Below are 25,075 nucleotides of genomic sequence, written 5' to 3' on the forward strand. Positions count from 1 at the left end.
TAAATTGGGTGATAAAACGGCGAGCTTTGTCGCCAATTGTGTGGGCTGTCACAGGGAACAAAGCAATTGTCAGGCACAGACAAACCTTTTGCGCCGCCAGACCCTAGACTTCAAAACAGGGCTTCTGGCCATGACGATAATAAGGAGAAACTATGTCTGCTAACACTGTTGCTGTTCTCGAGTCGGTTCAAACTTTTCTGGCACGTAATCATGGGCTGTATATTGATGGAAACTGGCAGTCATCTGGGTCTTCATCACGCCTGAGTGTCTTTAACCCAGCGGACGGTCAACAAATCGCAACCAGCGCGGATGCCAACGAGGCCGATGTCGACAAAGCGGTGACTTCCGCCTGGCGTGCTTTCACCAGTGGCGTGTGGGCCAATATGTTGCCTGCCGCCCGTGAGCGTATCTTGCTGAAATTTGCTGACCTGGTTGAGCAAAATGCTGAGGAACTGGCGCAGCTTGAAACCCTGGAGCAGGGCAAATCAATCAATATTTCCCGCGCCTTTGAAGTGGGTTGTGCCCTTAACTGGATGCGCTACACCGCCGGGCTGACCACCAAAATCAGCGGTCGTACGCTGGATGTGTCGATTCCGATGCCCGAAGGTGCCCGTTACCAGGCGTGGACGCGCAAAGAGCCGGTCGGCGTGGTCGCGGGTATTGTGCCGTGGAACTTCCCGCTACTGATTGGCATGTGGAAAGTGATGCCTGCGCTTGCCGCCGGTTGTTCGATTGTGGTGAAACCGTCGGAAACCACACCACTAACGCTATTGCGTGTGGCAGAGTTAGCCAGCGAAGCCGGTTTGCCAGATGGGGTGTTTAACGTGGTCACGGGAAGTGGTGCCGTCTGCGGGCGAGCGCTTTCACAACATCCATTAATCGCAAAAGTGAGTTTCACCGGTTCAACTGCCACGGGCAAAGGCATTGCGCGTGCGGCGGCGGATCGTTTAACTCATGTCACGCTGGAGTTAGGCGGCAAAAACCCGGCCATCGTGCTTAAAGATGCCGACCCGGCAATGGTGATTGAAGGGTTAATGGCGGGGAGCTTCCTCAATCAGGGGCAAGTTTGTGCTGCCAGTTCACGCATCTATATCGAATCCCCGTTATTTGACACGCTGGTCAGTGGCTTTGAGCAAGCGGTGAAATCGCTGTCGGTTGGTGCCGGCATGGATATGACCACGCACATCAACCCGCTGGTTTCGAAAGTGCATCAGCAAAAAGTTGCCAGTTATCTGGACGACGCCCAGCGAAATCATGCAGAGATTATCAGCGGGAATGCTGTGCCAAAGGGCGAGGGTTATTACGTCACGCCAACACTTGTGGTGAACCCTGCCGCAGAATTACGCCTCAATCATGAAGAGGTGTTCGGTCCGGTGGTGAATCTGGTTCGGGTTAACGACGCGGAAGAGGCGTTGCGCCTCGCTAATGATACTGAATATGGGTTAACCGCCAGCCTGTGGACCAATAACTTGCAGGCGGCAATGAGCTATTCCTCGCGTATTCAGGCGGGGACAGTTTGGGTGAACAGCCATACGCTTATCGATGCCAATATGCCATTTGGTGGCATGAAGCAATCCGGTTCTGGCCGAGATTTTGGTCCAGACTGGCTGGATGCTTATACGGAATTAAAATCTATTTGCGTGCGCTATTAGAATAAAAAACCCCGGATAAATCCGGGGTTAGTACTGATGGGAATTCCTGGTTCGTAGGTCGGATTAGCGCAGCGACATCCGACATTAGTATGTCTACATTACGATTGATTCCAGCGTTGTTTAAGATAGTTCACGGCTTCCTGCGTCTGTGGTTGGTTCAAATAGTCTTCTCTGAATAAGATCGTGCCATTAATATTGGGTGTCGACTCATTCATATCGATCTGTTTTTTCAGCTCAGGCACGCCGCCGTTTTTCACCCAGTCGGGCTCTATTTTTGAACGCTCACCGACTTTATAGAGCGCAACACCGATATACAGGCGCGTGTTGGTCGGTTTTACGACGTCAGACCACCATTTTGCCAGCACGTCGTAGCGCGCCGCATCACGGGCGAACGGCCAGTACAATTGCGGCGCGATATAATCCAGCAAACCTTGTTGCACCCAGCGACGGGTATCAGCAAACGACTCATCATAGGCGGCAGCGCCACGTGTATCAGAACCCGCCGGATCAAATGAGCGGTTGCGCCACACTCCGGCAGGGCTTACGCCAAATTCAACGCCTGGTTTCAGCTGTTTAATGGTGCGGGAAACTTGTTCTATTAATTGCTGCGTATTGTGGCGTCGCCAGTCCGCTTTTGAGTTAAATGCCTGACCATATGTTCTGAAGGTCGGGTTGTCGTTAAGCGCGGAACCCGGTGATTCGGTGTAGAAGTAATCATCAAACTGTACGCCATCAATATTATATTGTTGAACCACTTCAGCCACGATGCTGGTAATCCAGTCACGCGCCTCAGGGATCCCTGGGTCGAGCACGAAACGGTCGCCCGCAGTGCGGATCCAGTCGCGGTGCAGCACATACACACTTGCCGGATCTAACGACAAGGTGCGATTTAGCTTCGCAACGGTTATCGGAGTGGTATTGGTCGAGACGCGATAGGGATTAAACCAGGCGTGGACTTTAATGCCGCGTTTGTGCGCTTCGTCGAGCATAAATTGCAACGGGTCATAACCTGGATTCTCACCAATATTTCCCGTAAAGACATCTGACCATGGCAAAATTTTTGATGACCACAGTGCGGTTCCATCCGGTTTTACCTGGAAGAACACCGTGTTAATGCCGAGATTTTTTAGCTTATCCAGTTTGTCGGTAAGCGCTTTTTGTTGCACTCGTATACGGGTGTTTGCGTCACTGATATTTGCGGACGAGACCGGTGGCCAGTCAAGACGAGAAACGGTTGCAAGCCAGACACCGCGCATCGGTTCACGGCTTTGATCCGTTTTCCCCGCAACCGGTTTGGTGACAGAGGGCAACGGCGTCACCAGCGATTTCGGCGGTTTGGATGAACAACTGGCGAGTAACAAAACAGCGGCAACAAGGGTGCCTGTCGTTTTCACATGAGTGACAAGGGGAAAGCTGCGTGGACTGCTGATGATAGACTCCAGTTTATTCAGGGCGCCGCGAAAAGAAATATTCTCTTCTGATTTCAATTTAAGTCAATCAAACCCGCTAAACAGTGATGCTAAATCAGTGCGTTCTGGAGATACGAATGTAATGAATTAACGCCCCGCAGTTCATGCGGAGCGTTATAATTTCTGACCTGTGCGTCTGTAAAATCGAGCAAGGGAAGGGGCTGCGGATCATTCAGATAATTGAAATTCAATACGAATGTATCCTGCTTAAATATCATCATACGTGTGGTCAACAACGATCTCGAGAGTCTTACGCACGATGTCAATGGTGACGACATCATCGGTGGACTCAATAGCCTCAATCAGCTTTTGAATAATGGCTTTATTAGTAAGATGTCCATCAGTAGCAAGAATGCTGCGTATTACCGCTCCGAGTAATACGGCCTCATCAGCCAGCATATCGCCAGCATTACGAAAGTATGCAGTCAGTGCAGTGTTAGGCAGAGTGGCATAGATTTCTGATTTATGAAGCGTCATTTGGGTCATTTACGTTCACCATTATTAAACTGTGAGTTTTTAGGGGTAGTCAGTGTTTTTTACTACTACCGTGATCAGGGCTATCGTCGAATAACTGATACACATTATTGTCCTTCCTGTTCTGACTCTCCTTGTCCCATTCCTTATGCGCAGGAACCAGAGTAGGGCGCGAAATGCTCAGACGTTGGTTGCGTATATCAGCAATCACATCCGCGATAAGATTTCGCCGCTGTGCCTCTCTTTCTGTCGCTTCCATGACTTGCAGCCTTTCAATCAGGGAACCGGTACTGACTGGCCCGTTATCGTAAAGGATTGATAAAACTGCCTCTCCAATCAGTTGGTCGATTAATTTCTCTCTTTTACTTCTATTCATAACTGCGTCTCTGCTTGCCACTGTGTTTCGTATCCGAAACGTGGCATGAAATCAGCCCTCTTGTCCAGGAGGTAAGCTGAAAGTTGCCAGGCTCTTCGATATTGCCTGAAATAATGCTCCCGCGAGTGTTGAACTAATAAGCCGTTAATTTGCGCTGTCCGACCGTTTGAACCTAACGGTCGAAAAGTAAGCCAATTAATGTGTGGTAGTGACTCTCTTCTTCCGGACCTGATGCTTCTTCAACCCGACGTAATAATTTTGTACAGATTGATTTGCGGTTCAAACTCCGTCCATCACTCAGGATCTCGACCACAATTTGCCCAAGTGTTTCCTGCTGTGAAGGCAGGGCCGCTTTTGAGAAATAGCGTGTGATCGCCGTAGCCGTATCGGGAACGTAGTTGTTCTGTTGCATCAGTTACTCCTGTAAATATGCAGTCTTCATCAAATGTACAAATAAAGTTATACAACCTTTAAAAACTTGTACATAGAAAAAGGTAAGGATTTGTCTTAAAATCCTAAGCTATAAGTGCTACTCCTTTCATATCAGTTAGTTAGAAAAATATTTAACTTAAGTCGACAAAAACAGCTGTACAGCTTTATCATTTCCTTGCAACGGCGATGGCAAAAAACCTGCTTTATTCGGTGTACATGCATACAATTGTTGTTAATAAGTTATTAATTCTAATGTATTTTAAATGAGGGGTTTGGTTACTCATCTGCTACTGTAAAGGCTTAAATCGCCTCCATTGGACACACCATGCTCACAACTATCATTTACCGCAGCCATATCTGTAAGAACGTACCGTTTGAATCAGTGATGGATATGGTTGCAGCAGCAAAATTAAGAAATGATCAGGCCGATGTGACAGGTATCTTGCTGTTCAACGGCACGCACTTCCTTCAACTTATTGAAGGCCCGGAAGAGAGTGTGTTGAAGATTTATCAGCATATTTGCCAGGATGAGCGTCATTGCAATATCGTTGAGCTGCTTTGTGACCACGGGCCAACCCGTCGGTTTGGCAAGACCGGTATGGAACTCTTTGATTTAAGAGAACATGACAGCGAAAGGGTACTGCAAACTGTACTCGACAAAGGCACATCGAAGTACCAGCTGATTTATAATGACCGGGCGCTTAAATTCTTGCGGACGTTTGTTTCAGCTACTGAAAAAGAGAACTATTTTGAGATCCCCCCAGCGGATTCCTGGGTGTTTATTCCGGATGAGGGCGAAAGCCATACCAACCTCGCCGCCCCAGATAACACGGCAGATTGTTGTTTTGCTTTCCAGCCGATGGTTGACCCGTTTGCCCAGGAAATTATCTCGACCGAAGCCTTGCTACGCACCCCTGGCGGCGGTTCACCGGAGATATATTTTGCAGGATTGACCGGGAACGAGCTTTATCAGGCAGATCTCAATAGCAAGAAAGTTGCCTTTGCGATGGCCAGTGCGCTCAAACTTGGGAAACACTCTGTCTCGGTGAATCTATTGCCTATGGCGCTGGTGATGATCCCCGATGCGGTTAATTTCTTGTTAAGAGAAATTCAGATAAATGGCCTTGTACCAGAGCAGGTAACAATAGAATTTACTGAATGCGAGGTGATTTCACGTATTGACGAGTTCACTGATGCAGTGAGACAACTTAAATCAGCCGGGATTAATGTCGCCATAGACCACTTTGGCGCCGGTTTTGGCGGACTGTTGTTGCTGGCTCAGTTTCAGCCGGACAGAATTAAGATCAACCGCGAACTGATTAAAGATGTTCACAAAAGTGGTCCGCGGCAGGCCATCATTCAGGCCATTATCAAATGCTGTGCTTCGCTTGAAATCGCTATTTCGGCGGTGGGTGTCGAAAAACCCGAAGAGTGGATGTGGCTGGAATCAGCAGGCATTACCCATTTTCAGGGCAACTTGTTTGCTAGCGCCAGACTGAGTGGCGTAGCTGCCGTGGCCTGGCCAGAAAGGAAAGCAGATCTCTAATCCAGGTTGTACAATGTAAATATAGGTTGTACAACCCGCCTGGAGTCGTTAGTTTCAATAGGGATGTTTTAAGCTTACAAAGAGGGATTAATGACCTTATACAGTATCGGTGAAGTTGCCGAACGATGCGCAATCAACCCTGTCACGCTACGAGCCTGGCAGCGTCGCTATGGATTACTCAAACCTCAAAGGAGTGAGGGCGGACATCGACAGTTTGATGACGAAGATATCGAGCGTATTGAAGAGATTAAGCGCTTGATAAAAAGCGGTGTGTCCGTAGGAAAGGTCAAAGCATTACTGGAAGCGAGGGTAATTACCACTCATGACCATGACATGTGGCAGTCACAGCAAGAAGAGTTGTTGACCGTTCTGCGCCTTGTACAACCCGCTAAACTCCGCGCGAAGATTGCGACTTTAGGTCATGAAATTCCCGTCGACACTCTTATTGATCATATCTTTATACCTGTACGACAGTGCCTCAATCTGGATAAAAATACCGCCCGGGCTATGAGTAGTTTGTTTGATGGGCTGTTGATTGAGTACGTCGTTCAGTGCCTTGCGGATGCCCGCAACAAGGAAGGTAAAGATACGCTAATGATTGGTTGGGATATCGAAGACAGACTCCGTATGTGGCTTGAGGCCTGCCGTCTATCGCAACATGGATGGCGTCCTGATGTTCTTGCCGATCCTCTGGATGCACCTCGTCCGGAGTTATTCCCTGGCCAGCATATATTTGTCTGGACCGGGAAGGCGTTAACGTTGCGTCAGCAGGAACAACTCGAGCACTGGCAGAAGCAAGGATATGCCATTAAGTTTCATTCGGGTGAATAGTGTTGGTGAATAGTGTTTAGGTCAACATCACAGAGCGGGATGTCTCCCGCCCCGTCAGTGCCTTTATCAATATAGATAAAGCCGGTTTGCGAAAACCGTCATCAGTTTACCATCAGTCTCAAACATAAATTCTCCGGATAGGGGGCAAAGTAGTTTTGCGTCTGCAGGTAGCGATCCGGGTATTCAGCCAGATAATGATTTAGCAGCGTAAGCGGGGCCAGGATAGGCAGCAGCCCATCACGGTAGTGCAGAATCACATCCCGCAGTTCGCCGCGCTGGCGGTTATTCAGCTGGTTACGGAAATATCCCTGAATATGCATAAGCACATTAGTGTGATTTTTCCGTGACGCAGGTTTTTTCAGGATCGTCATCAGCTTTTCGCGGTACACAACGAAAAAGGCCTCCAGATCTTCCCATTCATGCAGCGAGGCGACAAAAGGCCCAATCTCCCGATAACCGGCCTGATGGTGCGCCAATAACTGGAGTTTGTAGCGGCTGTGAAAATCCAGTATCGCACGGCGAGTCAGCCCGTTTTCCCGCAAGGTGTTCAGCTCGTGCAGGGCGAAGACGCGCTCGACAAAGTTTTCCCGCAACACGGCATCGTGCAGGCGTCCATCTTCTTCAACCGGTAACCACGGGTATTTCTCCAGTAACGCAGCGGTAAACAGGCCAACACCTTCTTTACATCCGCGATTGCCTTTTTCATCGTATAAACGCACGCGCTCCATACCGCAACTCGGTGATTTTGCACAGACGATAAAGCCCGACAATTCGCCCAAACGTGGGAGATACGAAGCGGCGAACTCGGCCATTTTTTCCGTGACATCCTCGTTTGGCGCATGGCTGAAACGCATCCGGATATCGCCTTCGGTCGTCTGAACCAGACGTAGTGCCGGGCGAGGGACGGGCAGGCCGATGGACATCTCCGGGCAGACGGGTTTGAACGTCACCCATTGCGCCAGGTCGTCCATGACAAATCCCATGCGTTTATGTCCGCCGTCAAAGCGCACGGCCGAGCCTGTTAAACATCCGCTGATACCAATGATGGGTTTAATGTTCATGGCACGATCCTGCTGTTGTTAAGGCATACTTTAAACTTACACAACAAATAGTTTTTGTCCAAGTTTAAGATTGTGTATTTTTTATTAATCAATAATATCAACTGATTAAAACAGCAGGTTTAAGCCTGATTTTTTGAGAAGTTTAAGAGCGTACGCAAGCCGCACCACCATAACGGTTGTGTGACTGAGTCTTCGTTTTGCGTGGGGAAATGGAACTACAGAGGAATAACTTCGAGGGAAACGACTTGCAGTTGCCACAGTTCAATCTGCTTTTTGCGCGTGGCGGTAAGTTTGCCGCCGGTAACCAGCAGCCAGTGACGATCCGGGAAGACATCCGGTGCCAGCGTGGCGGGCGGCACGGGTAGCACATCAATACGCTGCCCCTGGCCGGTGCGTCTGAGCGCTTCGAGCCAGATTTCGCACGGATCGGTCAGGTACCAGCCGGTGATTAAGTAATTATCTCCCGGTGCTTTTTTATCGCCTTCAAGACAAAACGAGGTGTAGGAGATGATGATGCCATCGAGAATTTCGCGCATGGTCATCACCGCCGGAATATTGGCAGAGACTTGACTGCGCAGCGGGCGCAGCACTTCGGTGACCAGTTCAGAACGAGGATATTCGCGACCAGCGTCGTAAATCATCTGGCGCAAGGATTCGATTTTTCCCTCTTTCAGCCGCTGCAACATGCTCTCCTGCAAGGTGAGCCAGTTGTTTGTGCGACGAGCGCCAGGGCGGGCGAGGAGGGATTTGACCTGACTGACGGGTACGCCTTTTTTCACCCAGTCGAGAATTTTGAGTGCTTGTTGAACATCGTCGTCACTGTATTGACGATGCCCGCCATCAGTCCGCAATGGTTTAAGTAGCCCGTAACGACGCTGCCAGGCGCGCAACGTCGTCGCGTTTATGCCGCAAAGCTGGGCAAATTCACCGATGGAGTAAGACATATGCTGCACCCGAAAATAGAGAATACTCTCAATATACTACGAATAATGGCGGGTTGAAGGAAGTGCCGGATGCCTGGACTACACTTTAATCCCAACCGTGCAAATGAAAGGAGCGCCCATGAAGCTATGGCCTGTTGTAACCGGTGTTGCTATCGCATTGTCCCTGGTTGCCTGTAAATCACCGACGCCGCCGAAAGGCGTGACGCCTGTTAGCGGTTTTGATGCCAGCCGCTATCTTGGCAAATGGTATGAAATAGCCCGTCTGGAAAACCGTTTCGAACGTGGCCTCGAACAAGTCACGGCGACATACGGCAAACGTAGCGACGGTAGCATTAGCGTGCTTAATCGTGGCTATGATCCGCAGAAAAACAAGTGGAACGAGAGTGAAGGGAAGGCTTACTTTACTGGCGCGTCTGATATCGCCGCGCTTAAGGTCTCGTTCTTTGGCCCGTTCTATGGCGGCTATAATGTGATCAAGTTGGACGATGATTATCAGTACGCACTGGTGAGCGGGCCGAACCGCGACTACCTGTGGATCTTATCGCGTACGCCGACCATTCCTGATGCGGTAAAACAGGATTACCTGAATACCGCACGCGGTCTGGGATTCCGGGTCGATCAATTAGTGTGGGTGAAGCAGTAATCTCATTTCCCTCCAGCTTCTCTTCATATTCGAGCCACAACCAGGAAGGATGTGGCTCGGATTTTCTTGATGCAAAAAAAATCTCAATCCCCCCCACAAAACCCTATCTTTAACTCTCTGTAATTATTCAACAATAAAAACTTTCCACTTTAAACTTGGACAAAAAACAGTTGTTGTGTAAGTTTTAATAATACGTTACACAACGTTGTTCACAGCCAGGTGATTGTCATGAGCGCAATGCCATCCGTTATCGATCGGTTTATTGATTACTACGCCAGGCTTGATAACCAGCCACCAACTGCTTTGGCGGCGCTTTACCACCAGGATGCACAGCTCATCGACCCTTTTGGCGAACATAAAGGGTTGTTTGCAATACAGCGTTACTTCATCCATTTACTGCTCAATGTAGATCACTGCCATTTTGCCATTGAAGCGCCAGTCCGGGACGACAGCCGTTTTGCTGTCAGCTGGACAATGAGTTGGTCGCACCCGCGAATTGCCGGAGGTAAAACCCTTAGCCTGCCAGGATGCTCAATGGCAGATATCGACAACGACCTGATTGTGCTTCAGCGCGACTACTACGATGCCGGAGCGATGATTTATGAACATGTTCCTTTGTTGGGCTTTGCGGTTCGCAGTGTGAAAAGGAGAGTGCGCTCATGATGACTGTCCTCATCACAGGCGCAAGCTCCGGCATCGGTGCCGGGCTCGCTAAATCCTGGGCTGATAACGGCTACCACGTTATCGCCTGTGGTCGAGACCCGGCCCGACTGGAGGCACTGCATCAGTACAGCCCGAATATCACCATAAGCCTGTTCGATATGACAGACAGGGACGCCTGTCGCCAGGCTCTGCAAGACTGTAATCCCAATCTGGTTATTCTCTGCGCGGGTACGTGCGAATATCTGGACAACGGTGTGGTGGATGCGGCCCTGGTGGAGAGGGTGATGACCACCAATTTCCTCGGGCCGGTGAATTGCCTGGCCGCACTTCAATCGCAACTGGTTTCGGGCAGTCGCGTCGTGCTGGTCAGTTCGATGGCGCACTGGCTACACTTCCCACGGGCGGAGGCGTACGGCGCGTCTAAAGCTGCACTGACCTGGTTTGCCAACAGCCTACGCCTGGACTGGGAACCCAAAGGTATTGCCGTCACAGTGGTGTCGCCTGGCTTTGTCGATACGCCATTGACCCGCAAAAATGATTTTGCCATGCCCGGCCAGGTGAGTGTAGACAACGCCGTAAAGGCGATCCGTCGAGGTCTGGATAAAGGGAAAAACCATATTGCTTTCCCCGCAGGATTTAGCCTGATTATGGGGTTGCTGGCGCGTTTGCCTGCGTTTATTCAGCACGCAGTGTTGCGCAGGATGGTGCGCTCATGAAGATCGCGATTATCGGCAGCGGCATCGCCGGACTGACCTGCGCATGGCGGCTGGCAGGGCATCATCAGGTGACGCTTTTTGAAGCGCAACCTTCAGCCGGCGGGCATACCGCCACGGTGGATGTCAAAACACCGCAGGGAACTTACGCAATTGATACCGGCTTTATCGTTTATAACGACCGCACCTATCCGCGCTTTATGGGGCTGTTGAGCGAGCTGGGGATAAGCGGCCAAAAAACGCAAATGAGCTTCTCGGTGCATAACCCGCAAAGCGGTCTGGAGTACAACGGGCATACTCTGACTTCGCTGTTTGCGCAGCGTCGTAACCTGGTTAATCCCGCGTTTTGGGGAATGCTGAAAGAGGTTGTGCGCTTTAATCGCCTGGCAAAAGAGGCCCTGAACGACGCCCACGAGAGCGACACGCTGCAAACCTTCCTCGATAAGCATCGCTTTAACACGTTTTTCGCGCGCCATTATATTCTGCCGATGGGGGCTGCCATCTGGTCATCGTCGCTACAGCAGATGCGGTGTTTTCCGTTGCGGCTGTTTTTGCATTTCTTTGAGCATCACGGCTTGCTGGATATCACCCATCGCCCGCAGTGGTATGTGGTACCCGGCGGCTCGCGAGAGTATATCCGCGCCATGCTGGCAAAACTGGGCGAGCGTTTGACGGTGCATCTCAACGCGCCAGTGCAGCAGGTGATTCGCGACGACAATGGCGTAAAAATCGAGCTTGAAAACGCGAGCCATACCTTCGACCAGGTCATCTTTGCCTGCCACTCCGCGCAGGCATTAGCGATGCTGGCTGATCCATCCCAGGCAGAAATCGAGGTTCTGGGTGATATTGGCTGGCAGCGTAACGAAGTCGTTTTACACAGTGATTCACGCTGGCTACCGGTACGGCAGCGCGCCTGGGCAAGCTGGAACTATCGCTTGAGCGAAAGCGACAATGCTTGTGCCTGTGTCACCTACAACATGAATATTTTACAAGGACTGCCCGAAGGAAGCCCCTTGTTCTGCGTCACGCTAAACCCGGACGCGCCGGTTGACGAGCGTCGCGTCTGGAAGCGCTTTGTGTATGAACACCCGCTATTTAACCCTAAAAGCTGGCGGGCGCAGGCCCGTCGTCACGAGATTAACGGCCACAGGCGTAGCTGGTTCTGTGGCGCTTATTGGTACAACGGTTTTCATGAGGATGGAGTGCGTAGCGCACTTGATGTGGTGCAGGGAATTGCCGCCGGGGAGGGCATATAACATGAACAGTTGCCTGTATCAGGGCGTGTTACGCCACCGTCGCCTCCAGCCGAAAACACACCAGTTTCGCTACAACCTTTTTATGGCCTGGCTCGATCTTGACGAGCTGGATCTGCTGGCGAGTGTTGGAATACGCCGTAACCGCTTCGCTGCCGCCGCTTTCCATGATGCTGATTATCCGCTGGGCACACCGCTTAAAGCGAACGTCCTGAGCCGGCTGACATCCCTGACCGGGCAGCGTCCTGATGGACGCGTGATGCTTCTGACTCAATTGCGTTATTTCGGGTTCCACTTTAATCCGGTCAATTTTTACTACTGCTATGACAGCACTAATATTCTGCGCTGGGTGCTGACCGAAGTACGAAACACGCCGTGGAATGAGCGGCATTACTATGCAGTAGATGGGCAGAATGCGCGCCCGCTGGAAAAAGCCTTCCACGTTTCGCCCTTTAATCCGATGGATATGATGTACCACTGGCGTTTCAACAGTCCCGGTAAAACGCTGCACATGCATATTGAAAACCATCAGGCGTCGAAAGTGTTCGATGCAACACTGATGCTTAAGCGTGAGCCGCTGACACGTAAAAACCTCAGTTCACTGCTGCGCAATCTCCCGTTCATGACGCTCAAAACCGTGTTCGCTATCTACTGGCAGGCGCTGCGGCTGTGGCTTAAACGCGTTCCGATCCATAACCATCCCGTTAGCAGGAGTGAACGCTCATGACCGATCCCGTCTTTGTGTTAGAACGCCATATTCCGCGCAACGTCCGAGTCGCGCGCTGGCTGCTTTTCCGTCTGCTGGGCGGTATACGCCACGGTTCGCTCACCGTTTATGAAGGTGCCCAAACGACGCACTTTGGCGATGTTTCGGCCACGCTGCATGCTGAAGTGCACATCTTGACTCCAGGTGTTTACTGGCGGGTGCTGACTGGTGGGAGTCTCGCCGCCGCAGAGGCCTGGATAGACGGCGAGTGGGAGACTCATCAGCTCACCACATTGTTGCAAATTCTGGCGATGAATGGCCAGGTGCTGGGGCGACTGGAACGGGGTTTTCGCCTGCTGGGCAAACCCGTCGAGCGGCTACGTCACTGGACGCGGCGCAATTCCCGCGACCAGGCGCGCGCAAACATCGCCGCCCATTACGACCTGGGCAATACGTTTTATTCGCAATTTCTGGATGATGAGCTGCTTTACTCCAGTGCGCTGTTTACCGCTGAGGAGCAGGGGTTAACCCAGGCGCAGCAAGCAAAAATGGCGCGTCTTTGCGAACAACTGGCGCTGACGGCCAGCGATCACCTGCTGGAAATCGGCACTGGCTGGGGAGCGATGGCGGAATATGCCGCCCGTCATTACGGCTGTCGCGTTACCACAACCACGCTGTCACAGGAGCAGTACAACTGGGCGACAGCGCGAATTGCCCGTGCGGGGTTGCAGGACCGGGTACAAGTGCTACTGAGCGATTACCGCGATTTGACCGGAGAGTTCGACAAGTTAGTGTCAGTCGAAATGATAGAAGCAGTGGGGGAGCGCTACCTGCCTACGTTCTTCCGCACCTGCCAGGCTCGGCTACGCCCGGGGGGCAGAATGGCGATTCAGGCCATCACTATTCAGGATCAGCGTTACCGCGACTACAGTAAAAGCGTCGATTTTATCCAGCGCTATATCTTCCCCGGTGGCTTTTTACCCAGTATCACAGCCATGAGCGACCTGATGACCCGTCACACCGATTTTGTCATGCGCAATCTGTTCGACATGGGGCCGGATTACGCCCGCACGTTGGCGCACTGGCGGCAACGTTTTGTTCATTCATGGCAAGACATTGAAAAGCTGGGCTTTGATGACCGATTCCGCCGTATGTGGCTTTACTACCTCGGCTACTGTGAAGCCGGGTTTAACGCCCGGACCATCAGCGTGGTGCAGTTGACCGCGGAGCGGGTATGAAAAGCTCAGTGCAGCTCTTTTTGATGGCTGTGGCGTTTGATTTCTACTGGACGCTGGTCGTGCTGTTTCGCGAACGCGGCCTCTTTCTGTGGCTCGGTCTTGCGATTCTGACCTTCATTATGTTGTCGCCAGCCCAGCGTCTTTACGCCTTGTTACTGGCTGTCGCAGGCTGTGGGCTGGACGCATTCTTTGCGCTGACGGGACTTATCGACTTCACTGGCGATGGCGTATTGCCTGTGTGGATGGTGGCGTTGTGGCTGATGTTTGCCACCGTCTGGACTGCGCTGACTTGCCGATCAACGCTGCCGGGATGGATCCTCGCAATGCTGGCAACTTGTGGTACGCCGGTTGCGTATGTTATTGGCGAGCGGTTAGGTGCCATCAGCTTTCAGGAGCCGACATTGATCATCGTCAGTTGGATTGCGCTGGGCTGGCTGGTTCTGATGTTGTTGTTCCACGTCCTGATGGCGAGGCGACAATGAAAATTTCATTTTTGATGCTGCTGGGGTTGATCATCATCATACCCAGCGCCCATGCCAACGACTGGTTAAGCTGGCGCACAATGGGTGCTGCCACTCTGAGTTGGGGTCCGTTTACCGTCTATACCTCCCAGCTCCGCACGCCAGATGGCCGGTATAACGGGCCAACGCAGGATCAAGCGCTGATAATTACTTATAAACGCGATATCGACCGCGACGATCTGGTCGATGCCACCCGCGAACAATGGCAGGAGCAGGGCATTCTTGCGCGCGAACCGCGTAGTGAGGCCTGGCTAAAAATGCTGCACTCACTGTGGCCGGACGTCACTCCTGGTTCACAACTGGCCTTTGTACTTAGCGGTAAGCAGGGGCAGTTCTGGTATCGCGCATCAGCCGCGCAAAAAAGTTTTAGTATCCTTGGGCCACGTCAGTCTGAAGCTTTCAGTACACAATTTCTGGCCATCTGGCTTGATCCGCGCACGCAATATCCTGACCTGCGTCAGCAGTTACTCGGAGGTGGAAAATGAAACGTATTCTGGCAATCGGTCTGGCACTCATGATGCTCCTGGCTGGCTGTAGTTCGGAAATCAGTGACTACCGCCAACAACAGCCGACGCTTGATATTTTCCATTACTTTGAGGGGAAAACAGAAGCATGGGGAATGGTGCAGGATCGCAGCGGTAAACAGATCCGTCGCTTCCACGTCGAGATTAACGGTGATGTCAAAGGCGATACACTGACGCTCGCTGAACACTTCGTTTATGACGATGGCGAAAAGCAGCAGCGGGTGTGGCACATTCGTCGCATTAGCTCAGACCGCTATGAAGGCACAGCCGGCGATATTGAAGGTGTCGCGTCAGGTCGGGCGGCGGGCAATGCTTTGAACTGGCAATACAGCATGAATGTGAAAGCCAGCGGCAAAACCTGGTTGCTGCACTTTGATGACTGGATGTATCTGCAAGACGGCACGCATTTATTTAATAAAACAGACATGAAGAAGTTCGGTGTCACCGTCGGAACATTGACGTTGTTCTTCACCAAAGTAGAGCAGTGAAGTGGATAGTGCGCGGATGGGCTTTGGTAGGGATGGGTACTGATTCTAATCAGCTCATGGGAGTGTGTATCGTAATAGTCAATTTAACTATTCTGGGTTTGAGGGAAATACATAATTAAATTTATAACAAAAAAGTTTACAATCCGCTGTAATAAAATAATTTTTTCTCATTGAGCAATCAAAGCATGCACTTATGAACTAAGTTTTGGTTCATAACTGTGCAAGTAGCTGAACACAAATCATACGAATTTTCTACCATTGGTTCATGAACTTGTTTTTCTGATTTTGTGATGAGCATCAGGTTTTAGTATTCAGTTATTATACCTTTTAGTTGGTAACCGAATGCGTACTGAAAAATCCAATAAAATTCCTTAAGTATGCGAGCGTGATAATGGCACTGACCCCGGATCAAATACGCTACCTCAATCAATGTGAACCAGGCGAACCTGTGGCACATGCATTGTCCGAGCTACTATTCAATGATCATGATCTACTCAGTATTGATGCTAACGAACGGTCCATTACCTTTCGCTTTGCGATGTACCTCCAGCTATCTTTCCCCGGTTGGAATGTAGATTGCGAATATAACCGGGATGGTGTAGAACCTAAACGGCTCAGACATTTGGAGCTTTATCCAGACAGCGAAGACGTTGAAGCAAAGACAGTATTTCCTGATGTGATCGTGCATCGGCGAGGTACGCAACAGAATCATCTGGTCTTAGAATTTAAAAAATCAACGAGTCGCGTCGATAGACGAATCGATCTACTGAAACTTCAAGGTTATAAGCAGCAGCTTGGCTACGATCACGCTTTGTTTGTGGAGGTCGGTACTGAAGGACAATCGATTATCACGGCGCTCGAGTGGGTCTGAAAGGTGATAAAAAGATAATTTATGATACGTATTCCATTATTCAACTCTCAGCACCTTGAAGCCGCCTGTCGCGTTCTTGCTGATACCGAACGTGGCTTGAGTGGGTCGCAGATCGAGCGACTTCTACAAGAAATCAAAGTTGTCGACACATCGCCAAGCATGACAAAATGGAAACGGCTGTATAATGCGCTCGTAGGTGCGCAGAACCAATATCAGGTCGGCAACCATCTCATCATGTTCATTAACCGTGCGATGAACCCGGTAAATTACGCTCGTGATCCAGCAGTATTTACCTGGAGGCGTGATGAACTCAATGTTGTCCTAGCTTTTTCCGGCTTTTATGTCCGTGAAGATGGTAAGGTCACGAACGCCACTAAAGCAACAACACTCGATTCTGCCAGAGCCCGCGCCGGGCGACTTAAGGCTGCACTTGAAAGCCGTGCTGTGCATGCAGAAGTTTTGAACTATTGTCGTGCAGAACTTCTGGACGAAAACTATTTTCATGCCGTCTTCGAGGCGACGAAAGGGGTTGCGGAACGTATTCGTCAGTTGTCTGGGTTGAGCGGCGATGGTGCCGACTTGGTGAACAAGGCATTTACCGGACAACAACCAGTTTTGACCTTGGGACCGCTCACTACCGACTCAGAAAAGAGTGAACAAAAAGGTTTTGCGAACCTACTTATTGGTCTATTCGGCGCTGTGCGCAATCCACTGGCCCATTCGCCTAAGAAGAATTGGCCCATGTCTGAACTGGATGCGCTGGACATCCTTACGTTGGTTTCGCTTATTCATCGCAAGCTGGATGGCACACAGAAAAAAATATAGTCACATTATTGGGGAGTTGCATGAGCTACGCGGACTGGCGAGTTTATCAGGAGGCCACAGCTGAAGTATTTCGACGTCTTGGATGTAATGCTTTGGTTGATTATCGAGCCAAAGGTGTTCGAGCGACCCATGATATTGACGTCTACGCGACCTTTCTTCGATCGGGTATCCTCTGTACTTGGGTAATCGAATGCAAATTGTGGAAAACTCGCGTTCCTAAGGAAAAGGTGCTTGCTCTCAAGAGCATCATTGATGACCTTGGTGCCGATCGAGGAATCATGGTCAGTGAGGTAGGTTTCCAACCTGGAGCACAGGATGCGGCACGAGGGTCGAACATCACTTTGGTCACATCCTTGGATGATTTTGCCAAGACTGCACGGGCAGCAACTTCAGAAGCCTCTCTTACTCTAGACAGTAGTGATGATGGAGCCCCGATTTATAAATTTCCAAGCCGCTTTGAACCACATGACATTCTCCTGCATAACAACTTCCTGATAACTGCAAATTGGGCTGGATGCAGCATTTCAATCGTTAATCCATCATCCAAGTCAATCATACGTACCATCGACCTGGATAAATATGAGTCGAACTCCCCGCAAAACGGTGAAAGAGAGATTTTGAGCCATCCTCCTGGTAGCTTAGTTATTGCAGATGGCCGTTTGTTTGTCGGCCAGGTTTTTTCGGACTTTGTGCTCGTTATTGATTTGGCTACGCATGCTATCGTTAAAAGAATAGTGTTACCTGGGGGTGGTGACGGACAATTAGCAGTGTCACAAAACGAAAAAGAAATCTATTTTGCAAGCAATCGAGTCAACCAGTTCTATATCATTGACAGTGCCACATACGTTGTAAAGACAGTAGCATATCCCGAAGGTGGCCGAGGCTGCATGTCGCTGCTACGACATCCGACGCTGCCATTAATTTACATTGGCATTCAACGCGGCGGACGCATCCACGGGCTGAGTTATCCACATGCTAACTGCTATTTAGCTATCTACGACCTAAGTCGTCAAACATATACGGCGGACGTCCAGCTCGCCGAGATAAGCAATGGTCGCGCAGATGATTCAACCCCTGCATGTCTAACATATGACGATCTCTACAATCGCATCTATGTCGGCATGTTCCAGTCCAAGCGTGGCATCTGTGTAATAGAGCCGGAATCAGGGGAGCTAATTCAAGAAATTCGCTTTGCCTCAAATGATAATAATAATTTTTTCGCATGGGCAGACCCGTTATCGCAAACGGTGAGTGGAGACTTGCTGTTATCGGTCAATCGAAACAATCATGAGCTTGTAGCGTTAGATCGTGCTTCACTTCAAATAAAAAAAATTCTATTTGTTGGTGAAGCGCTTAACGGCCCGAGAGCCGTTTTGGTGTGGGGAGATCATGCCGTTGTCAGCTACCCAAGTCGAAATGGATTACTTTTCATTCCACTTGGAACTCTGAAATAATAAAATCTACTCCTGATGCTTGACTAGTCACGTTCTTGAGGATGTGGTTAAAGCGAAGGCGATGACTGTTCCTCAAAATACTTACAAAGTGGCTTGTGCAATGGACTTTATTGACAAAAAGATTCTCCCGCCAAAGTCGTGGGAGAAATTCGAAGATTTGACTCGTGCATTGTTTGCCGCAGTGTGGAGGTCGCCCCTTACGCAAAAAAATGGTCGGTCTGGGCAAAAACAGCACGGTGTTGATGTCTATGGAACGCCACAGGCAACACCCGGCATAAATTTTGGTGTGCAATGCAAAGGGAAAAACGAAGGTTATGGGGCCAAGGCGACTATCGTGGAGTTCGATACGGAACTCATCAAGGCCGAAAATTTTAAACCACAGCTTGGACACTGGACATTTGCTACTACAGCGCCTAATGATGCGCGACTTCAAGAACATGCCCGACTAGTGTCCGAACAACGCGTGAAGGAAGGAAAATTTCCCGTAGTTGCTATTGGATGGGATACGATTCAAGCGCTGCTATCTACTCATCAGGAAGTGATCGAAGAAATCTATCCCGAACATGCAAGCGATCTGCCTAAAATCATGGCAACTCTGCGCGCGTTACCAAGTTCCGAGGAGCTTGATCAGATCCGGCGGAGCCTCATTGTGTTCGCACCAAGATCATCAGTACTCAATATTGAAGCATCAGTTTGGTCTGAGGTTAAGTTCGAAAAGCCTCGTGATCTTGGGCCTGCTCTAATGGGTCGTCCACTCGGGCCTGCAGATGTCGCTGCTTGTCTCATTCTTCCGGAGGTAGCTCTACTGACTGCAGACCTGGAGCGCGCAGGAACTGCTCGACTAGCGGGGGTACCGGGAGCTGGGAAATCAATCTCAATTCTTCAAGTGGCACTTCGAATGTATTGTCGCGGCTGGCGTGTCCTAAGATTAGCCGACCCAATTGGAAAGATACCTTCTTTTGATGAGAGTCTGAAACCGACACTCTACATCGTTGATGATGCACACCTGACTCGCCCAGCATTGCTTCGTGAGTTGGAAGAACGGGCCACTGCATCGCGATGGGTATTAAGTGCGTACACGATTTCCGAAGATAAGAGCGGCTTTCCAGGCGCCATCCATCTTGATGCTAAGCGAGCGGTTCGGGTTATTGCGAATGGTTTTCTGGCTTCCCGCGAAGCAACACTTGCCGCTGTTCGTCAAGCCGATGATCGCATCGGCGATCGGCCTGGAGATGAGCAATTCGATCTACGCCTTGAGCATGCAGCGGAGAAAGCGCTTTATCCCTGGCAATTCTGTTTCATCCTTGGAGGAGGATGGCGTCGAGCGAATGCAATGGCAAGTTCTGCGCGCGCAGCAGGCGCTGACGTGGTTCTTGCAGCTGCGGCAATTCGACAGTTGGCATCACGTGATGCGCACTGTTCGCGCGAAATGTTGTTGCGGTTAGTCGGGGACGAGTTGTCGAATTCAGATGGAAATGCTGCGATTGATTGGCTTGTAGCGCAACGATTTTTACTGAGTTTCAACGACCTTCGCTGTCCACACCAGCGTCTTGCCATTGTACTCCTGGCACGTATTCTCGACGGACAGACAGCCGAAGAGCGCCAGACAATTGCAGTTATGCTCAGAACAGTTCTGACCGACATTCAGATGCCTCTCAGTGGCCTAAGTGTTCTACTTAGCGAACTTTCGTTAGCTGGCGAATTTGGGATGTGGCGAAGGCTTGTACAGCCCGCATGGCTTACTCCCGCTTTAGAACGCTGCTGGGTAGCGACAGAACCACTTGATATTCGGCATGCTTGCTGGTTACTGAATAATTTGCATAGCTATCTGCCCGATGAGATGGAAACGATTGCCGATCATAGTGAGACTCTTGCAGAGTGGATACAGGCGGCGCCGGAAGGTGCATGCTATGCGATTGGCCGCGTGCTTAATCATGTACTCAATACTAATAGGGCACTTGGTGAAAACATCGTCATGCTAGTTGATCCACGCGCATTAGCAAAGGCGATCAGTGCTGCTGCCCCGTTGCATGCGGGTGAGATTGCCGATCTGCTTTCGATGATAGGTGCTTGTAGAGATGATATGTGGAAGGCATGCTATCTCGAACACATTGATCACGATGCGTGCCTTCGCATTGTGTCACAGTGGCCGCAAGATGCCTACCTATCGGTCGTTGCCGATTTTTGCGAACATTTCTGCTACGTCGAATCAGAGTTCGGGTTCACTTTGATCGAAGCACTTATCCCGGCCATCGCCGATCGACTGCGTGCCGCTCCGCAAGAGTCTTTCCACGAACTAAACGATATCGTGTGGAACGCGTTGCGGCTCTACGATCCGCTTAACATCTATGTTGGCAAGTTGGCACCGTCCCGAAGAATGCGGCAGGTGGGGCGGAAAATCTGCCGTTGCTGGTCGCCTAAGGATCTCGCGATCTCTTTGTCGCGCAGTACGCAACGAAACTTCCAAGCTGCCGCAGGGCTTCTTAGCTTCATGCATAAGGCCTCGCCAAAGCAGTTCGAGGAGACGGTATTAGCACTCAATTGGAGCGAGATCGACCAAGCGATAGGCTCGGATTGGGCGGAAAATATCGGCGATGCGAGAATGCTGCTCGGAGTTGCGCACATCGTACCAGCAGCGAGACTCGCAATTCAGGATATGATTGCGCGCAATGAGCCGCGTATCGTCAACATGTCGACGCATCTCGCAGCCATCGCGCCGGCTAGCGCGTTACGTCATATAGCCGCGGGCAGACGCATTGTACTCAGCCATTGGGGTCACGTCGATTGGCCACTGGGAGCATTAGTTTTGGCTAGGATTGCTCAGTCGGAGCCAACACTGGTTTCTACATTTCTTGAACCGCACTACAGTGGGTTAGCAGAGGCGTTATCTCAGCCCAGCCCCACTTTTTACAATGAGGCTCTAATGTTTCTTCGTCTCCTCGTGCAAGTCCAGCCTTCAGGCTTAATTCGAGTGCTGGATCAAATTGATGTAAACAGGGCAACACTGGGGTGGCGTAATGCACTTCGCGGGCAGGATAATAGTCGTGAGCCTGGCGCAAAGGCTCAGGTTCGGCAGGTTGCGTCTTTGCTAGTCCATCATGCGATGGATCGTAGTGATGCATTGGGAGAGTTAGCCCGCCGACTTCGACGTGACTTTCCCCGCCAATCTATACCTTTAGCAAAGACTATTGAGTCCATTGATTTAAGCGAGCCGATTGAATGAACATGCATTAGCAGCTGCCGGATCGTATTGGTGTAATCAGGCAAACTGGAAGAAGGTAGCGAGGTGATTACCTTACTTAACGCTATTCTCAAAAAGATAAGACTCGAATTTGAGTTCACTATGAATTACTGATAAAACGAAGATATTATAAAACCATTGCATTTAAGGATGAAGTAAATGAAAGAGACTTACATTTTTAGGTTCCGTGATCTAGGAAAAAGTGAAGGATTTACCATCGACCAGCATAACCAAATTGCTCGTGAGGAAGGGGATGTTTGGTGGGGATGGTGGGCAAAATCTGGTGAGGTCTTTCCATCACAAGAACTAAGAATTGCTGCCGAAAATCTCACGCAAATATATTTCTTTGATTCAGGGCGACTAAAATTCTATAGGGCCGAATTAAAAGAAGTCTGCTCCTCAGCTGCTGGGGATAGCAAGAAGAAGGCTCCTGATAATGGTAGAAAAACACCAAGGTATTATAATGAAGATGAGTTGTTAGGTTGGTTAAAAGTTTCTGAAATTTGTGAAATTCATGATAATGATGATGTTCTCAAAACCTTATCCTATATTCCATTAGATTCATTATTTACCACCTCAAAGGATTTAGATGAACAGCTTTTCAATAAAGTTGTTTTTTCAGTAACTGAATTAAAAGAACAAGATAGAACAATTTGGAAGGTTAGACCTGCTATTGATGCTGATCTTCAGCATGAATTGTTAGCATCCCATTATATTCCTTATAATTTCAACCAAAAATATAGCCAAAAAAAAGGGGAGTTTATAATCTGGCTTTCAGATATTCATTTCGATAACGGAAAAGGCAAGCATGCGTTTCCAGCGCAAGATAATGATCAACAGAAATGTTTATCTTCTCGTGTAGTAGAGTTGGCAGACAAATATAGCAATGGAAATAAATGTGCCGGATTGGCTATTTCAGGTGATTTGACTTGGCAATCACAGGTTGAGGGATTTGAGCTGGCTTCGAAATTTATCAAAGATGTTAGTTCTTCTCTTAGCCTTACACCGGATGATATAATTATTTGCCCAGGGAATCATGATGTTGGTTTGGTTTCTAAAGAAGAATATTTTAAAATAATGGGAAAGCCTACTACTGATACTCCATGGGTAACTCTTGCAGAAAACTATCATAAAGGAAGCAAAGAAAACTATATAAAATTTTATAAAGATGTTTTCCAAAGAAAACCTGAAGAAGATCTCTCGCAAGGAAGAAAGTTTTTATTGGGAGGGCACAAAATAGTTGAAGTGGCAGCCTTAAATTCATGTGTTTTACAACAAGTTAAAGATTCATTTTTGGGTATGGGGTTTATCGGTGAGAAACAACTCAGTAATGTTGCGGAATCTATGGGATGGATGAACAAAAGTGGAGAGTATATATCTAAAAAAGGGGGGGTCACAAGAATTGCTATGCTCCATCATCACCTAACTTCAATTAATGAGGCCGAAGATGCCTATTTGGATTCAAAATATAGTGTTACACTAGATGCGGAGAGATTGTTGCGTTGGGTGGTGAAACATAAAGTTGACTATATTCTTCATGGGCATATGCATAGAAGTAGTTGTATTACAATAAAAAAAATACTATCTCCATTAGAACGAGTGTCGGATTCAAATCCTGAACATACTTTCCAAATAGTTTCTTTGGGAAGTTCAGGGGTTGCTAGTTCAGAATTGCCAAGTCAAGATTGTGCTAACTATTCATGTATAATGGATTTTTCTGGTGAAAAGCTAGCGTTCAAATTTTTCAAGCTCGATAGACAGAACGGAGCAAATGAAACGGCAACCTATACTATTGAAGGTTTATCATGAAATTACTTATTACCGATTTGGATAATACACTGTACGATTGGGTGAGTTTTTATTCCCAATCATTTAGTGCTATGGCTGAGGAACTATCAAAGGAGATAAATGTTCCTTTAGATATACTTTTGTCCGAGTATAAGGTCATTCATCAGAGGTTTGGTAATTCTGAAAAGCCGTTTGCTACTCTAGAGTTGCCATCTGTTATTTCTTATTTTGGGACTAGTGATAAGATTTTATTACAAAAAAAACTCACGCGAGTATTTTCGGCTTTTAGCTCAAAGCGTAATCAAACATTGAAATTATACCCTACTGTCAGGGATACTTTAAATATATTAAGGGAGCGTGGTGTTAAGATTGTCGGTCATACTGAATCTTTAGAATATAATTCTTTGTATCGCCTTTATAAGCTTGATGTGATTGATTTTTTTGATCACCTTTACACAATTGAAGACAATCACAATCTCCACCCCAATCCTAAAAACGCAAAAGTTATTCCAGTAAAAGATGATTTTATTATAAGATTATCTAGTGCTGAATCTAAGCCTAACCCAAAACTCCTGGAGCACATCTGTCTCACTGAAAATGTAGATATCAAAGATGCGATATATGTTGGTGACTCTATTACTAAAGATATATCAATGGCAAAGTCTATTGGAATGAAAGCAGTTTGGGCTTGCTATGGTCGTCAGTTTGCTCCCGAGCTATGGGAAATCTTAGTGAAAATAACACACTGGACTGATAAAGATGTTGAAAGAGAAGAGCAACTGAAGGAATCATTTTCAAGAGTTAAACCGGATTATTCAATTAATAGTTTTGCAGAAATTTTGGATCTGAAGTGATTTTCATTATGGTTCCAAGTTCTTAAAGGATTTTGGAACCGCTTTGTACTGGCTTTATTATCACAAAATTGATTGGCATGCCCCCCATTTTATAAGATATCTCAATTGTCGAAAGGCACCATAATCTGAATCGACACTTCTTAGTTTCAGGAGTATCTCCTACCAGTTAAATCGCAGCAAGGATTGATAGGGGCCTGAGAGATATTCATCCCTGATTTTGTGTAGCTCAACAGCCAGTCCAATGTATGGCACAGCTTAATTCACGTCACCGATTCTATATGTATAGGATTCCCTTACGATGAAAGTGTATCTTGTACAAGTTTCAGCTAGTTTCATCTACGGACACGGGGGTACGTAAAACAGAGGGAGGAGCAAAAAACGTATAAGACAATAATTTTTTTTGACAATCATAAAAGTAGTGGGAGATCACTGCCTATTAGGCTTACAAACTGTTAAAATTCCCATCAATTTTTCATTGACTGGGGCAGCGGACGAATTAACAGACGGT

General features: G+C 48.8%; 24 protein-coding genes. 18 read left to right on the top strand and 6 right to left on the bottom strand.

What is annotated here, in order from left to right:
* Positions 1-152 precede the first annotated feature (152 nt).
* Complete coding sequence (locus tag WBL83_RS11355) at positions 153-1,652, top strand: aldehyde dehydrogenase family protein (protein WP_424589241.1); 1,500 nt, start codon at positions 153-155, stop codon at positions 1,650-1,652.
* A gap of 98 nt (positions 1,653-1,750) precedes the next feature.
* On the opposite strand, the gene WBL83_RS11360 is transcribed toward WBL83_RS11355, so the two are convergent.
* The 4 genes from WBL83_RS11360 to ycgZ form a co-directional block, all read right to left on the bottom strand.
* The gene (locus tag WBL83_RS11360; protein WP_424589242.1) at positions 1,751-3,046 is read right to left on the bottom strand and encodes a glycoside hydrolase family 10 protein; all 1,296 of its coding nucleotides are present in this window, start codon (positions 3,044-3,046) and stop codon (positions 1,751-1,753) included.
* A gap of 282 nt (positions 3,047-3,328) precedes the next feature.
* Positions 3,329-3,607: a biofilm development regulator YmgB/AriR family protein gene (locus WBL83_RS11365; RefSeq protein WP_424589243.1), complete on the bottom strand. Its 279-nt coding sequence runs from the start codon at positions 3,605-3,607 to the stop codon at positions 3,329-3,331.
* A gap of 40 nt (positions 3,608-3,647) precedes the next feature.
* Positions 3,648-3,971 (bottom strand): hypothetical protein, encoded by a 324-nt coding sequence (locus tag WBL83_RS11370; protein ID WP_424589244.1) that lies wholly within the window; start codon positions 3,969-3,971, stop codon positions 3,648-3,650.
* Positions 3,972-4,143: 172 nt separating this feature from the next.
* Complete coding sequence (gene ycgZ, locus WBL83_RS11375; protein WP_424589245.1) at positions 4,144-4,383, bottom strand: regulatory protein YcgZ; 240 nt, start codon at positions 4,381-4,383, stop codon at positions 4,144-4,146.
* Positions 4,384-4,728: 345 nt separating this feature from the next.
* Between ycgZ and WBL83_RS11380 the strand changes: the two genes are divergently transcribed.
* Complete coding sequence (locus WBL83_RS11380; RefSeq protein WP_424589246.1) at positions 4,729-5,949, top strand: diguanylate phosphodiesterase; 1,221 nt, start codon at positions 4,729-4,731, stop codon at positions 5,947-5,949.
* A gap of 90 nt (positions 5,950-6,039) precedes the next feature.
* On the top strand, positions 6,040-6,780 hold the full coding sequence (locus WBL83_RS11385) for a MerR family transcriptional regulator (RefSeq protein ID WP_424589247.1): 741 nt from the start codon (positions 6,040-6,042) through the stop codon (positions 6,778-6,780).
* Positions 6,781-6,881: 101 nt separating this feature from the next.
* On the opposite strand, the gene WBL83_RS11390 is transcribed toward WBL83_RS11385, so the two are convergent.
* Positions 6,882-7,841 carry a YbgA family protein gene (locus WBL83_RS11390; RefSeq protein ID WP_424589248.1) on the bottom strand — a complete coding sequence of 320 codons (960 nt, stop codon included), beginning with the start codon at positions 7,839-7,841 and terminating at the stop codon, positions 6,882-6,884.
* A gap of 215 nt (positions 7,842-8,056) precedes the next feature.
* Positions 8,057-8,785 carry a MerR family transcriptional regulator gene (locus tag WBL83_RS11395; protein ID WP_424589249.1) on the bottom strand — a complete coding sequence of 243 codons (729 nt, stop codon included), beginning with the start codon at positions 8,783-8,785 and terminating at the stop codon, positions 8,057-8,059.
* Positions 8,786-8,903: 118 nt separating this feature from the next.
* Between WBL83_RS11395 and WBL83_RS11400 the strand changes: the two genes are divergently transcribed.
* From WBL83_RS11400 to WBL83_RS11470, 15 genes are all read left to right on the top strand, one after another.
* Positions 8,904-9,428, top strand: coding sequence for a lipocalin family protein (locus WBL83_RS11400; RefSeq protein WP_424589250.1), 525 nt, complete (start codon positions 8,904-8,906; stop codon positions 9,426-9,428).
* 228 nt (positions 9,429-9,656) lie between these two features.
* On the top strand, positions 9,657-10,091 hold the full coding sequence (locus WBL83_RS11405; RefSeq protein ID WP_424589251.1) for a nuclear transport factor 2 family protein: 435 nt from the start codon (positions 9,657-9,659) through the stop codon (positions 10,089-10,091).
* Positions 10,088-10,807 (top strand): SDR family NAD(P)-dependent oxidoreductase, encoded by a 720-nt coding sequence (locus WBL83_RS11410; protein ID WP_424589252.1) that lies wholly within the window; start codon positions 10,088-10,090, stop codon positions 10,805-10,807. Before WBL83_RS11405 ends, WBL83_RS11410 begins: the two co-directional genes overlap by 4 nt.
* Entirely contained in the window at positions 10,804-12,060 is a 1,257-nt protein-coding gene (locus WBL83_RS11415; protein WP_424589253.1) for an NAD(P)/FAD-dependent oxidoreductase, read from the top strand. Before WBL83_RS11410 ends, WBL83_RS11415 begins: the two co-directional genes overlap by 4 nt.
* 1 nt (position 12,061) lies before the next feature.
* Positions 12,062-12,784: a DUF1365 domain-containing protein gene (locus WBL83_RS11420; RefSeq protein WP_424589254.1), complete on the top strand. Its 723-nt coding sequence runs from the start codon at positions 12,062-12,064 to the stop codon at positions 12,782-12,784.
* Positions 12,781-14,001 (top strand): class I SAM-dependent methyltransferase, encoded by a 1,221-nt coding sequence (locus WBL83_RS11425; RefSeq protein WP_424589255.1) that lies wholly within the window; start codon positions 12,781-12,783, stop codon positions 13,999-14,001. The genes WBL83_RS11420 and WBL83_RS11425 overlap by 4 nt, the downstream gene beginning before the upstream one ends.
* Positions 13,998-14,483 (top strand): DUF2878 domain-containing protein, encoded by a 486-nt coding sequence (locus WBL83_RS11430; protein ID WP_424589256.1) that lies wholly within the window; start codon positions 13,998-14,000, stop codon positions 14,481-14,483. The genes WBL83_RS11425 and WBL83_RS11430 overlap by 4 nt, the downstream gene beginning before the upstream one ends.
* The gene (locus WBL83_RS11435; RefSeq protein WP_424589257.1) at positions 14,480-15,007 is read left to right on the top strand and encodes a hypothetical protein; all 528 of its coding nucleotides are present in this window, start codon (positions 14,480-14,482) and stop codon (positions 15,005-15,007) included. Before WBL83_RS11430 ends, WBL83_RS11435 begins: the two co-directional genes overlap by 4 nt.
* Positions 15,004-15,534: a DUF3833 domain-containing protein gene (locus WBL83_RS11440; protein ID WP_424589258.1), complete on the top strand. Its 531-nt coding sequence runs from the start codon at positions 15,004-15,006 to the stop codon at positions 15,532-15,534. The genes WBL83_RS11435 and WBL83_RS11440 overlap by 4 nt, the downstream gene beginning before the upstream one ends.
* Positions 15,535-15,925: 391 nt before the next feature.
* Positions 15,926-16,405 carry a hypothetical protein gene (locus WBL83_RS11445; RefSeq protein ID WP_008813520.1) on the top strand — a complete coding sequence of 160 codons (480 nt, stop codon included), beginning with the start codon at positions 15,926-15,928 and terminating at the stop codon, positions 16,403-16,405.
* A gap of 21 nt (positions 16,406-16,426) precedes the next feature.
* Complete coding sequence (locus WBL83_RS11450) at positions 16,427-17,230, top strand: TIGR02391 family protein (protein WP_060430217.1); 804 nt, start codon at positions 16,427-16,429, stop codon at positions 17,228-17,230.
* Between the two features lie 20 nt (positions 17,231-17,250).
* Positions 17,251-18,684 carry a restriction endonuclease gene (locus tag WBL83_RS11455; protein WP_008813518.1) on the top strand — a complete coding sequence of 478 codons (1,434 nt, stop codon included), beginning with the start codon at positions 17,251-17,253 and terminating at the stop codon, positions 18,682-18,684.
* Between the two features lie 61 nt (positions 18,685-18,745).
* Positions 18,746-21,907 (top strand): hypothetical protein, encoded by a 3,162-nt coding sequence (locus tag WBL83_RS11460; protein ID WP_424589259.1) that lies wholly within the window; start codon positions 18,746-18,748, stop codon positions 21,905-21,907.
* A gap of 177 nt (positions 21,908-22,084) precedes the next feature.
* On the top strand, positions 22,085-23,734 hold the full coding sequence (locus tag WBL83_RS11465; protein ID WP_424589260.1) for a metallophosphoesterase family protein: 1,650 nt from the start codon (positions 22,085-22,087) through the stop codon (positions 23,732-23,734).
* On the top strand, positions 23,731-24,567 hold the full coding sequence (locus tag WBL83_RS11470; RefSeq protein WP_008813515.1) for an HAD family hydrolase: 837 nt from the start codon (positions 23,731-23,733) through the stop codon (positions 24,565-24,567). The genes WBL83_RS11465 and WBL83_RS11470 overlap by 4 nt, the downstream gene beginning before the upstream one ends.
* Positions 24,568-25,075: the final 508 nt, after the last annotated feature.

The organism is Buttiauxella sp. (assembly GCF_049686335.1).
Taxonomy (GTDB): Bacteria; Pseudomonadota; Gammaproteobacteria; order Enterobacterales; family Enterobacteriaceae; genus Buttiauxella.